Here is a 12,340-nt window from a genome sequence, read left to right as displayed (position 1 = left end):
TGAACGAACAGAAAAAATGTAGAGATTCGAAACAGTTCCTCAGTTGTTTTTCATCACGCAGTTCTTGCGCGACTTGCGGTCGCAATACCGCTTGCACTGCGCGCAGATATCGTATCCGAGCATCGCTCCCAGAATAAAATCCTCCTCAGGCGTCAGCTCGTTGAGCGGACGTTTCACCATCACACGGATTGCCTCAATGCACTCCGCCTTCCCGAAAAACAGGTTGATGCGTTCGCTGTCCACCTCCTGAATCACAAAACGGATGCGCTGGCTCTTCAGCCGCTTCACGGCAAAGGCTTCGTATTTCTTGTTCGTGGTATAAAGCACCATCTGGCGCACACCTTTCTTCAGCTCATAAATATGGTTCAAGAACACCTTGAGTTCTATCGGATTGATATCGGGAGCAATCATAAGCAGGCTATGTCTTTATACGGTTAAATCAGCTTTCAGCATCTCGGTCCACGACTCCACACGGGCTTCCGTCTTGTCGCTTTCGTTCATCTCGTCGATGGCCAGCCCCACAAACTTCCCGTCGGCCACGGCGACAGACGCGCTGTAGGTATAGTCCGACTCGGGCACCGCGCCGATAAAGACGCATCCGCTGTCCTTCAGATCCTCGTAGAGCACGCCCATGCCGTCGCAGAACGTATCGGCATACGACTCAGAGTCGCCGCACCCGAAGAGGGCAATTGTCTTTCCCTTCAGATCGGCACCCTTCAGCACCTTGATGCCGTCGTACCAGTCATCCTGAAGCTCGCCGTCGCCCCAAGTCGAAGTGCCCAGTATCAGCGCATCGTACGAAGCCACCTTGTCAGCGGTCATTTTGCTCACATCATGCAGATCAGCCGGCGAGATACCCAGCTTTCCGGCAATCAACCGGGCCACCGACTCTGTCGTTCCGGTTGTGGAACCATAAAAAATACCAGTCTTTTTCATTTTTCTCGTTTTTGATTTGACACGACAAAATAAGCGCATGGCGGCGAGATATGAAATACCTAAAAATTGGGATTTTTTTCTCCGTTCTGCGCCAAACAATCATACGGAACACTTTTAGCGTCTTTCTGATGTTTTGAATTTTGTTTTTTATCTTCAAATTTGCAACACAAATAAACATTTGCGGGTGTATGCAGCCTGACGGACTCCAAAAAGCAAGAAGAAAACAGCCGGAATCGGGGGAAAATCTTTATCTCCAACTTAAAGATGGTTGGCTCCAGGCTGAAGACAGACTATTTCAAGGCTTCGGAAAACAATGTGCGGCAGACATTCGCCCAAACCTTTATTTATGAACAATTGCAGAACTCACATCTTGCCTGCGCTTTTGTGCTGCTGCCTGACGTTTCCGTCGGGAGGATGCGACATGATCGAATACCATCCCTACGACCTCGACATTGACGGAGAAACGGGCATCAACGCAAAGAACATGCAGCGCATCGAAGCGGAGCTGGAAGGCCGGAAGCGCATCACGTTTGCCGTCATCAGCGACACGCAGAGATGGTATGACGAAACGGAAGAGGCGGTAGAGTCGCTCAACGGACAGAAAGACCTTGATTTTGTGGTGCATACCGGCGACTTGTCCGACTTCGGACTCAAACTGGAGTTTGAGAAGCAGCGCGACATACTCAACCGGCTCAGCGTGCCTTATGTATGCATTCTGGGAAACCACGACTGCCTTGCCACGGGCGAAGAGGTGTTCAACCGGATTTTCGGAGAAAACAACTTCTCGTTCAACGCCGGGAATGTACACTTCCTATGCCTCAACACCAATGCCCTTGAGTTCGGCTACGACACGGCCATACCCGATTTCCAGTATATCAGCAACGACAAACAGAACCTTCCGGAAGGAATAGAAAAGACGGTAGTCGCCATGCACGCCGGCCCTTTCTCCGAGCAGTTCAACAACAACGTGGCCTATTTCTTTGAGCAGACGATAACATCCTTCCCCTCACTGCAGTTCTGTATTTACGGACACGGGCACAATGTCAGTGCCGAGGAACTGTTTGAAGACGGCGTGATGTATTACGAATGCGCCTCCGCAAACAAACGCTCATACCTGCTGTTTACCATCAACGAAAACGATTATACCTATGAAGTGGTTTCCTATTAAAATATTGTGCATCCTGCCGGCTTTCCTTTCTCCTGCGGTACATGTATGTGCCGGAGATACCATTCCCGCCCCGGCCGTTCAGACCCGGCGGTGGGACAAGCGCGTCCATCTGAAATACAAACGCTGGGAACGCCTGAAGCCCACCCAGGCTTCGCTCCAGTATGCCGGAGGAATGGGCATGTTCGCCATCGGAGCCGGATGGGACTACGGCAAGCGATGCCAGTGGGAAACCGACTTTCTCTGGGGATTCCTTCCGAAGAAATATGCGGGCGAAAAAACAAGGCTCACTTTTACGGTAAAGCAGAACTACATCCCGTGGAGCATCAGTTTCGATCCCCGCTGGACGCTCGAACCGTTTTATTGCGGGCTGTACGTGACCACCATCACGGGCGACGAGTTCTGGAAAAGAGAGCCGGGAAAATATCCCAACAAATACTACAACTTCAGCACCAAGCTGCGCCCGTACATCTTTATCGGGCAGCGGTTCGGGTTCAACCCTTCGCACAACCTGCTGCGGAACATCTCCGCCTATTACGAAGTGAGCACCTGCGAACTGTATCTGGTCAGCAAGGCAACCAACCGCACGCTCCGCATGAAAGACATCCTCCGCTTCTCGTTCGGCATAAAGGTGCATCTGTTCAGGGACTGAAAAAAAATCTTGCCGGAAAAAGTTCCGCCGCCCGTCATTCATCGGCAATCAGCTCAAATGCTTTGCCGAGAGCTTTCTCCTGCGGAACAGCATAGTCGGGCAATGTGCCGTGGATGTCGTTTTCGTCCGCCCCGTACAGCCAGAAGCGTTTCCAGGAAATGGTGCATGCCAGCCGGGAAACAGGCAGCCTGTACAGGAGGACATCTCCGAAAGACACGCTCATTCCACCCGTTTCCTCACCGATCACGGTTCCCATTCCGAAATGCTTGAACGCCCATGCGAACGAGCTGGCCGAAGAGAACGTCATGTGACTGGTGAGCAGATACACCTTGCCCTTATAGCGTTTCTCCGCAAGCGGAAGAATAAGACCGCTCCCGTCCTCTCCTTCTCCATCGAAGAAAGTCCATCCCGGTTTCAGCCCCGGATAATCCGTCAGGCGCAAGGTTGTGGGAGTGATCCGTGCCAATCCTTTTCCCATCTGCCGGAAAGGCTTGTGCGAGATATAGCGCAGCAGCACGTCACCGACCGCGGAGTCTCCCCCTCCGTTGCCGCGTATGTCAATAATAAGATTGCCTATATGTTCCTTGCCGAGCACGGAAAACATGGAGTCGGCGAAAGCCGCCATCCGCCGGGGATTATTGAACGAGCGGAAATCCATGATAGCCACGTCCTTATCTTTCAGTATCCGGAAAGAATAGTCGGACGCCTTACGTTCCTCTTTCTTCTTGTCCGGCATCCGTGCCTTCATTTCTGCAAAGACGGCCGGACGCAATGTGGAGCGAAGCGTGTCTGTTCCTTCCTCCAAACGGTAAGCCACATCGTATTGCCCGGCAGCATAGAGCATTTCGAACAAGGCTGCGAAATCATAACCCAGACGCGAAAGGCGGAAAAACTCACGCTCGCCGCTCGCATAAGGCATCATGGCCTCCAGCATCTCCGCCGCACTCCGACCGTTTATTGAAAGCACTTCCGCCCCCGCCGGTATCAGTCCGTCGATGCAGCGGTCCACAAAAATGCGGGGTTCTGAAGTGGACACCTTGACAAAAAGCGGCAGGCGGAGATAAGTTTCAGTGAATATGTCATTGTAGGGAAAACGGAGCATCGTATGCCCGTCGCCTACCAGCGTAACCAGCGGAGCTGCACGGCGGAAAAGTTCCAGTGCAGTGACCGAGTCAGGCATCTCATACTTCACCTTGTTCACAGCACGGAAGAAATCTTCCTGACGACATGCGGAAAACAGGTCAGGATGGATTTCACCCAACGTATAGACCAGCGCATCCACATCGAACCTTGCCTGCGCCTTCGAGAGTTTCCCGTCAGCCCCTCTCCTCAACATCTCGGCAGAAGGCTCCTCCAAAGGGTTCGCCGACTCCCACTGAACGCGCGTGAACGCGGAGTCCCCCTCAGCGGTCAGCACAACAAAGTCATATGCTCCGTCCTTTTCTACATCAAAAACAACAGAGTCACGCTCGTTGGCGAACTTCACCCTCCTCCCCGATGTCGGATAGACATCCGGACGCGTACGGGGATCCGCCAGCCACGCTCCGGGCTGAAGCCGACCGTCCACCCATATATGAATATCTTCCTTTCCCTCACGAAGCACCGGCAATGTCTTTGCCTCGTCCTGTGCAAAAACCCCTACAGCCACAGAAAGCAATCCGCAGACCAACAATGTTTTTTTCAAGTTTTTCATAAGTATATTAAATATTACGGAAAGCAAATCTATTAAAAAAATCCGTATGGCAACAATTTCGCACGGAATTTTGCATAGAAAATTTGATGTTAAAGCAGGAACTAATTAAAAATAAGCTACTTATGAGCATTCCTCAAAAGGTGAGGTAATGACTTGGCAACGGTCACATTTTCTGCGATATGCAGTGTATTTCTGTCAAACAACTCTTGTTCTATTTGCAAAATTAGCACTTTCTTTTGAGAAACAAGCAAAATACCAAATAAAATTTTGTACCTTTGTAACCGTCAGACAAAAGAATGTGATATGAACCGAATAAAAGAGGTATTGGAGACTAAGGGCATTAGCCAAACAGAATTGGCGAATAGGCTTGGAAAGACTTTTAATATGGTCAATCTATATGCTACGAACAAGGTGCAGCCTCCCATTCCTGTTTTATATCAGATTGCGGACATACTGAATGTAGATGTCAGAGACTTGTTAATACCTAACAAGATTAGTAGATAGCATGGTAACAACGAAAAGAAGATACGATGGCAAACAGTAATTTGAAAGAAGCAAAAGCGGCCAAGAACGATGAGTTCTATACTCAATTCCACGACATAGAAATTGAGATGAACGCATACCTTGAATATGACCCAAACGTATTCAAGGGAAAGACGATTTTATTGCCTTGCGACGACCCCGAATGGAGCAACTTTACACGCTTCTTTGCCGCCAAATTTGATGAGCTTGGGTTGAAAAAATTGATTTCTACGAGCTATGCGCCGGATAGCAAAAAATATAAAACACCTTACCAACCGTCTTTGTTCGAGCAGGAAGCCCCACAATTCGACAGTGCCAAGACTTCCGTCAAAGGTAAGATATTCGTATTGGAACAAGACAAAAGCGGTGACGGGCGTATCAATATAGACGACCTTGAATGGGAATACTTGAACGGCGATGGCGATTTCCGCAGCAAAGAAGTTACTAAGTTGCGAGATGAAGCAGATTTCATAATCACCAACCCGCCATTTTCCCTTTTCAGGGAGTTCTTGGCATGGATAATGGAGGGAGGAAAAAGGTTTGCAGTTATAGGTAACATGAATGCCATTACTTATAAGGAAGTTTTCCCTTTGATAAAAAGTAATCAGATATGGCTTGGGGCAACAGGGAATGGCAATGATATGGTATTTGGAGTTCCTGAAGGAGCCAAAGTTGATGATAAGGATAGACAAAAAGCAGCCAGATTAGGGTATGTCGGGAATTATACTCGATTAGGAAACTCTTGCTGGTTTACAAGCATAGAACATGGACGCCGCCATCAGCCTCTTTCATTGATGACAATGGCTGATAATTTACGGTATTCCAAACATAAGGAAATACGTGGTAAAACCACTTATGCCCATTATGATAATTACGATGCAATAGAAGTTCCTTTTACGGATGCGATACCGTCAGATTATGATGGAGTAATGGGTGTACCTATTTCGTTTCTGATAAAATATTGCCCGGAGCAATTTGAAATCTTAGGGATAACAAAGACATGGTTTGGAAGTGCCTCCAAAACTTATCCCGAACAAATCCAAGTTGACCGTCATGGGGAAGAATCCAGAGTGACGAAACTCAATGACGGGGCAGTCTTGCTTCATTCCGAAGTACCTCAGAATGAAACTTATTATATGGTTGACGGGAAATATTATACACAAGTTTATGCAAGAGTTCTTATTAGACATATCAAATCATAATTTACGTATGAGTAATCGGGCATATGTTGAAACCAAAGAGCCATTGCTCCAAATAGCTCCCCTACGGTTCAAATCCGCAAAGTTAGGTGTGTCGGAAATGGTGTATTCCTTGGTTTTCAAGCCCCATTCATTTCCTCTATCGGTTATCCCTAAGATTTCAAAAAACTTCAATTCCTTTATCAACATTATACTATGAGTCATGAACATTGTTTTTGATAAATATTCGCTTGAACTTTCGCTCTCCATTAACGAGTGGTTGGGCGACATTACTGTTTATTTTCCACAAGTTATTGGAAAATCCTTTTCCTTCACTTTCTGTTGCACCTAAGATTTCAACTTAAAAACAAAATATATGAAAACAATATTACATACAGAATGGACTGTTGCAGACATCTGCAAAGGTTTTACATACAATGAATTGGAAGGTAAAGGGCTGTTCGGACTTGACGGGCGGCTTACCATCCAGCCCGAATACCAACGCAACTATATTTACAATGACGGGAAAAAGGACGTAGCTGTCATTGAATCGTTGTTGAAAGGATACCCCATCGGACTGATATACTTTAACTGCACAGCCGATAGAAGGTATGAAGTACTCGATGGGCAGCAACGCATTACCTCATTCGGACGGTATGTTACAGGAAAATTTACCATAGAAGACACTGATGGTAAACGAAAAAGTTTCTTGGGATTGAACGAGGAACAGCAGCAAAAAATCCTGCAATCTCCTTTACTTATCTACGAATGTGAAGGCGAAGAAAAAGAAATCAAAGAATGGTTTCAGACCATCAATATTAAGGGAGTGCCACTCAATGACCAAGAATTGTTGAACGCCATCTATTCAGGTCCGTTCGTCACCGCAGCAAAGCGTGTATTTAGCAACTCACAAAATGCAGAAACGCAGAAGTGGAGTTGTTATGTAAAGGGAGATGTAAAACGACAAAAATATTTAGAAAAGGCTCTTGAATGGGTATGCGCCAGCAAAGGAATGACCATAGATGCCTATATGAGCCAGCACCGCCGCGACAGTTCTATAAGTGAACTTGAAAACTATTTCCGCTCCGTGATAGATTGGGTTTCCACTACATTCACTATGGTGGAACGGGATATGTGCGGTCTGGAATGGGGGAGGCTTTACGAAACTTACCATAAGACACCTTACAGCATTGACCATGTGACGGAGCGTGTGCTTGCCCTGCAGGCGGACGAAAGTATCAAATGCCCACGTAATATCTATGAGTACGTATTAGGTGGCGAACAAGACAAAAGCCTCCTTCAAATCCGTTTGTTCGAAGAGTCTACGAAACGTGCGGCATACGCTCGCCAAACTGAGGCTGCCAAAGAAAAAGGCATTTCCAACTGTCCTCTGTGTGCCATAGGTGACAATGCCAATAAGACACGGATTTACAAGTTCAATGAAATGGATGCCGACCATGTGACCGCATGGAGCAAAGGAGGTGCTACTTCCATTGAAAATTGCGAGATGCTGTGTAAGACACATAATCGTTCAAAAGGCAACAAATAATGTATATATCGCAGAATATGCGTATTTTGAGGGAGTTATGAAAGTATTAACTTCCTCAAAATTGTATATGCAGAAAACATTTCAAGAAATTTCAAAAAGCTGGTGCGAAACAAAACGCCCAATCGTAAAGCACTCTACCATGTGTGCTTATTTGCTGACGCTGCAAACCCATTTGCTGCCTTATTTTGGTACTAAGACTGCCATCACAGAGGATGACGTCCAGCAGTTTGTCATTCATAAACTTTCGTGCGGTCTTGCGCGTAAAACCGTGAGAGACATGGTAGCTGTATTAAAATCTGTAGCCAAATACGGAAGAAAACATAAGATTTTTCCATTCGAGGATTGGGAAATAGAATATCCTACAGATACAGAAATAAGCCGATTGCCAACTTTGGCAATAGAGCATCAACGCATACTAATGCGACATCTGATTGAAAAGCCGACAGCACAGAACATAGGTGTACTGTTGTCTCTCTGTACAGGTATGAGAATAGGAGAAGTATGCGCACTGCAATGGCAAGATGTGGACTTCTGCCAACGGATTATCACAGTAAGGCATACCGTTGGACGGGTTTACAATTGTGAGTTGAAATCCACAGAGAAAATACAGTCATCGCCCAAAACAAGAAATTCATATCGCGAGATACCTATCTCCAAGCAATTGTTCCAATGTCTGAAAACAGTCAAGAAAGCCTCTACCTCTCCGTTTGTGGTCGGCACATCAGAACATTCCAAAGAGCCACGCTCTTATCGTGACTATTTTTCCCGATTATTAAAGCGTCTCGGCATACCTCAAATCGTATTTCATGGGCTTAGGCACACCTTTGCGACCCGTTGCATAGAAAGCCAGTGCGATTACAAAACGGTAAGCGTGATACTCGGTCATTCCAACGTGGCGACCACGCTCAACCTGTATGTGCATCCAAACCTCAATCAGAAAAAGAAGTGCGTTGAACGCATGAGCAAATTTCTTGGAATAGCAGAACCGTAATTTAGAGTATGGCTTTTGACCAATTGGGAGATAGCAAGTCTGTTTTGGGCATACCAAAACACAAACTTGCTACCAGTGAAAAACAGAGTTCCGACTGTGGAGTAACTTATTTGCCTTTGGGTAACCCAAAGGACAACTTGCTGCTTCTGCCGGAAGCAAACGGGGTGTCCAGAGGGGTGCAACCCCGCTGGCTCATTGGGGCGTTTTTAGCATTAGCGTCAGCGGTGCGTGAAGAAAACGCCCTAATGAGCTATGGCTTTTTGTTCCCAAAAGCCTGCGGAGGTGTCGGCGGTAATGTCGGCTGCTGTCGGTCGCCTTTTTCTTTTCGCCAGCAACATTGGTTTTCCCTTGTTGGTCGGCAGGACGGAAGTCCGTCCGACCAGCCTGCTGATGGCTATACTCACCTTTGTTGCTTCCCCGGCGGACTTGTTGAGGGGTGAAAAAGCGTTGAATTGTTGATATGGATAGATAACAGTCTGATATGTTGCAAGATACGTTCTAAACAATCTCTCAACAAAGGCGTATCGCCCAACAAACGGATGTGAAAAGAAAAGGCAGGTCCGAAGCGGTGTGCCGATGCTTCTTCTTTTCATCAGCCGTTGTGTATTGTTGGTAGTTTGTTGAGGTTGTATGTTATTATATACCAATAGTTTTCTATCCTTATTCAACAATTCAACAGAATATCAAAGCCTTTCCAGCAGTTCTTTCGTGACGGTGTAGTACCTGCCCACACATCTTCGGGTCTGGTAACGGTCTGTGCCGCCGTATTGGTAGGCGGTATAGGTAAGACCGTTGGGCGCGGGTGTCAGCTTCCAGCATTCCTGCACCACTTTCCGAACCTGCGACTTCTCCACCTTGACTTGCGAGCAGACGAGCAACGGGATGATGTCGTTAAGGCAGAAGGACACCGTTTCCACTTCCATCTTCGCCATTATGTCAAGCAGCAGTTCCGCCATCTCTATCTCCAAACGGTTGCGGTTGCTTCGGATAATTTTCCGCAGGGCATCCGTCTCCAAGCGCTTCGGGTTAAACCACATGCGGCTCTCTTTCTCGGTGGATAGCTTGCGACCAGCAAGGAAGTGCAGGAAAGCGGGGATTTCCGCTTTCAGCTTTTGCAGGAAGTCGGTATCATCGCTTTGGAGCGGCATAATCTTCCGCACCCAATAGCGTGTCTCCCCGGCGTCAATGATGACGGGCAGGTGCTCGTTGTTGGAGCAAAGCACGAACTTGGCGAAGAAGCCTATCTCGTCACGGTCTTTCCCTTTCGCCTCCACCTTGTAGGATAGCGTGGTGCTGAGGTTCTTCAAACGCTCGCTGTCCTCACGGCGGTTGAGCAATACCTCGTCCACCATGATGAGCAGCTTGCCAGCCCAGTCGGAATTGAACTGGCTGCGGAAGTCCTCGTTGGTGTTGAAAGTCGCGTTGTTTTGGAATACGGCTTTCAGGAAGTTCAGGAACGTACTTTTGCCCGTATTCCTCTCTTCGGACACGAGCAGGAGGATGGGCAGTTTCTGAACGGGGTAAAGGTAGAGCAGTTGCAGGTAGTCCATGCCCAACTCGTACTGTTCGCCGAAGATGTGTTCCACCAGCGAGCGGATGCAGGGGAAGTCGCCTTGTCGGGGAACATGGCTTATCGGCTCGTAGAGGTTGAGGAATTTGCCGACTACGGGTTGGTAGCCCACATGGTCGGGCACGGTGCAGAAGCCGTCATACTTCGGAATGCCCGCCATGTAGTCCTTGCCGTAGTCCTGCCGCAAGGTCTCGGAGTTCCATGCGATGCGCTTCCTCACATAGTCGCCGTCAATGCGGGGCTGGTTCACAATCTTGTAGAGCGTTGTGCCTACACGGATGAATTCTTCTTTTTCTGTCATTGGCTTTACTTGGTTTTAGTGCCGCCGACACCTTGTCGGCAAGCGGGTTGAACATGGGTGCAAAGCTACGGCAGGACGGCTAAAACCTTGATTAGTAAAACCATGCAGAACGGCGCAAAAGAACCCGACAAACAAGAAAATGCGGCGGAATAGGTAATGCCAGCCATCAAAAGACGAAAAGAAAAGCCCAAAGAAGCGAAATGTCGCACTTCTTCGGGCTGATAGGATGTCATAAATATTCGTAGGTAAATGGATATGCTGGTTTACAGGTTTACTGATGTCATCACGTCAGGTTAAACCGCTCATAAATAGGCTTAAAAGTTTCAAATATGTACAATCTAACATCTGCATAAGGGATTACTGCCCATAGAAACCACCAAAACTTGTCTGTCTTTTCGCAAGCACAGCCTTTCCAGCAGGGCGTTGCGCACTCTTGCAGCGTTGGATGTGTTGATGCGGAAAGCGAGTGCCACGACCATTGGCAGGGCATACACATCCGCATAATAGCCGTTAGGTAACTTGATGCGCCTTTCCACCTCACAAGGTTGCAGCACTTTGCTCTTGTACACGGTTCGGATGGCGGTACGGAGTGTTGGGGCTATTACACCGAACAACCTTACCAATTCCATTTCACTCATCCATACATTGGCGGCATCGGACGGTACGGCAACCTTGCCGCACCCGTCCATCGTGATTGTTGTCCGTTTCATAGGCTGCACATTATATGGTGAAACGCTTGCCCACTTTCTTTTCAAAGGCGGAAATGTCATTGTCAAGTTTTGTGTTCGTCACTTTCGCATAAATTTGTGTGGTGGCTATCTTCGTATGCCCTAAAATCTTGCTCACGCTTTCTATCGGCATACCGTAATTCAATGCCAAAACAGCGAAGGAGTGGCGGCTTACATGGAATGAAATCCGCTTTTCTATTCCGCATTTCTTCGCCACCTCCTTAATGCGCTTGTTTATAGACGAGTATGCACCCATATTGAACAGCCGTTTGTCAGTTCTGAACGGCTCATAACGCTTGATTATCTGCATTGGGATGTCCATTAGTTTGATACGGAACGGTACGCCTGTCTTTTGGCGTTTTGACACAATCCACTTGGCTCCGTTCATTTCCACAAGATTGTCTGTCGTAAGGTTCTTTATATCAATGAACGAGATACCCGTCCAACACCCGAAGATGAAAAGGTCACGGGCAAACTCATCGTTGAGAGTATCCAATTTTACAGTGCTAATAATCCGCAGCTCCTTTTCTGTCAGATACTCGCGTTCCTTATAGTCAGGGTCAACATGGTACAGCGCAAACGGATTTCTCGGTATCTTGCCGTGATAGTGTGCCGTTGTGACAATGTGCTTCAACGGTGTGGAGTATATCCACACGGACGATTGCGCCAGCCCGACCTCGTTTCGCAGGTACAGACAGAAGTCACGGATGAAGTCCTCCGTCAATTCGTTCATCGCCATGTCCGCACGTTTGTATTGTTTCTTTATGAACTCTGCAACATATTTGCGGACAATAAGATGTTTGTTGTAGGTGTTGATGGAGCGGTCTTTACCCACCCGTTTGGCAAAAGCCTCGTTCTCCTTGTCAAAGGCACGCAACAATGTTTCGTACTCCGTGCCGATGCCTTGGTAGGCGTTACGTACCATTTCTGCCGTGACAAACGCCTCACGGTCGGAAAGCCGCTGGTAATGCTTCGTTATCTGTGCCTTGATGTTGTCAAGGGCATAATTTACAGCCATTGCCTCGCGGCTCTTTCCCTTGGCCTTGTTGCCCTTG

At 47.7% G+C, this 12,340-nt stretch carries 13 protein-coding genes; 6 read left to right on the top strand and 7 right to left on the bottom strand.

The window, feature by feature from the left end; translation table 11 throughout:
- Positions 1-39 precede the first annotated feature (39 nt).
- Entirely contained in the window at positions 40-411 is a 372-nt protein-coding gene (locus NW212_RS08985) for a DUF2023 family protein (RefSeq protein WP_258338315.1), read from the bottom strand.
- A gap of 15 nt (positions 412-426) precedes the next feature.
- On the bottom strand, positions 427-936 hold the full coding sequence (fldA, locus tag NW212_RS08980; RefSeq protein ID WP_258338314.1) for a flavodoxin FldA: 510 nt from the start codon (positions 934-936) through the stop codon (positions 427-429).
- Positions 937-1,282: 346 nt separating this feature from the next.
- Here fldA and NW212_RS08975 point away from each other — a divergent pair, with 346 nt between their 5' ends.
- Entirely contained in the window at positions 1,283-2,104 is an 822-nt protein-coding gene (locus NW212_RS08975) for a metallophosphoesterase family protein (protein ID WP_375337976.1), read from the top strand.
- Positions 2,085-2,753 carry a hypothetical protein gene (locus tag NW212_RS08970; protein ID WP_258338313.1) on the top strand — a complete coding sequence of 223 codons (669 nt, stop codon included), beginning with the start codon at positions 2,085-2,087 and terminating at the stop codon, positions 2,751-2,753. The genes NW212_RS08975 and NW212_RS08970 overlap by 20 nt, the downstream gene beginning before the upstream one ends.
- A gap of 34 nt (positions 2,754-2,787) precedes the next feature.
- On the opposite strand, the gene NW212_RS08965 is transcribed toward NW212_RS08970, so the two are convergent.
- The gene (locus NW212_RS08965) at positions 2,788-4,446 is read right to left on the bottom strand and encodes a S41 family peptidase (RefSeq protein WP_258338312.1); all 1,659 of its coding nucleotides are present in this window, start codon (positions 4,444-4,446) and stop codon (positions 2,788-2,790) included.
- A 303-nt stretch (positions 4,447-4,749) separates the two neighbouring features.
- Here NW212_RS08965 and NW212_RS08960 point away from each other — a divergent pair, with 303 nt between their 5' ends.
- From NW212_RS08960 to NW212_RS08945, 4 genes are all read left to right on the top strand, one after another.
- The gene (locus NW212_RS08960; protein WP_258338311.1) at positions 4,750-4,950 is read left to right on the top strand and encodes a helix-turn-helix domain-containing protein; all 201 of its coding nucleotides are present in this window, start codon (positions 4,750-4,752) and stop codon (positions 4,948-4,950) included.
- A 26-nt stretch (positions 4,951-4,976) separates the two neighbouring features.
- Positions 4,977-6,170, top strand: a complete 1,194-nt coding sequence (locus tag NW212_RS08955; protein ID WP_258338310.1) for an adenine-specific methyltransferase EcoRI family protein — start codon at positions 4,977-4,979, stop codon at positions 6,168-6,170.
- Positions 6,171-6,522: 352 nt separating this feature from the next.
- Positions 6,523-7,695, top strand: a complete 1,173-nt coding sequence (locus NW212_RS08950; RefSeq protein WP_258338309.1) for a DUF262 domain-containing protein — start codon at positions 6,523-6,525, stop codon at positions 7,693-7,695.
- A 37-nt stretch (positions 7,696-7,732) separates the two neighbouring features.
- The gene (locus NW212_RS08945; protein ID WP_258338308.1) at positions 7,733-8,686 is read left to right on the top strand and encodes a site-specific integrase; all 954 of its coding nucleotides are present in this window, start codon (positions 7,733-7,735) and stop codon (positions 8,684-8,686) included.
- A gap of 242 nt (positions 8,687-8,928) precedes the next feature.
- Here NW212_RS08945 and NW212_RS08940 read toward each other — a convergent pair whose 3' ends face one another.
- The 4 genes from NW212_RS08940 to NW212_RS08925 all read right to left on the bottom strand — a co-directional run.
- Positions 8,929-9,279, bottom strand: coding sequence for a hypothetical protein (locus tag NW212_RS08940; protein WP_258338307.1), 351 nt, complete (start codon positions 9,277-9,279; stop codon positions 8,929-8,931).
- A 90-nt stretch (positions 9,280-9,369) separates the two neighbouring features.
- Positions 9,370-10,557, bottom strand: a complete 1,188-nt coding sequence (locus tag NW212_RS08935) for a primase-helicase family protein (protein ID WP_258338306.1) — start codon at positions 10,555-10,557, stop codon at positions 9,370-9,372.
- A 338-nt stretch (positions 10,558-10,895) separates the two neighbouring features.
- Positions 10,896-11,267 carry a hypothetical protein gene (locus NW212_RS08930; protein WP_258338305.1) on the bottom strand — a complete coding sequence of 124 codons (372 nt, stop codon included), beginning with the start codon at positions 11,265-11,267 and terminating at the stop codon, positions 10,896-10,898.
- Positions 11,268-11,277: 10 nt separating this feature from the next.
- Positions 11,278-12,340 (bottom strand): site-specific integrase (locus NW212_RS08925; RefSeq protein WP_258338304.1); only part of this gene is annotated, 1,063 nt, incomplete at its 5' end.

Origin of the sequence: Bacteroides sp. ET225, from assembly GCF_024733745.1 — a bacterium.
In the GTDB taxonomy this organism is placed as follows: domain Bacteria; phylum Bacteroidota; class Bacteroidia; order Bacteroidales; family Bacteroidaceae; genus Phocaeicola; species Phocaeicola excrementipullorum.
The sequence above is the reverse complement of the archived record's forward strand: the minus strand, read 5'-3'. Positions and strand labels throughout refer to the sequence as shown.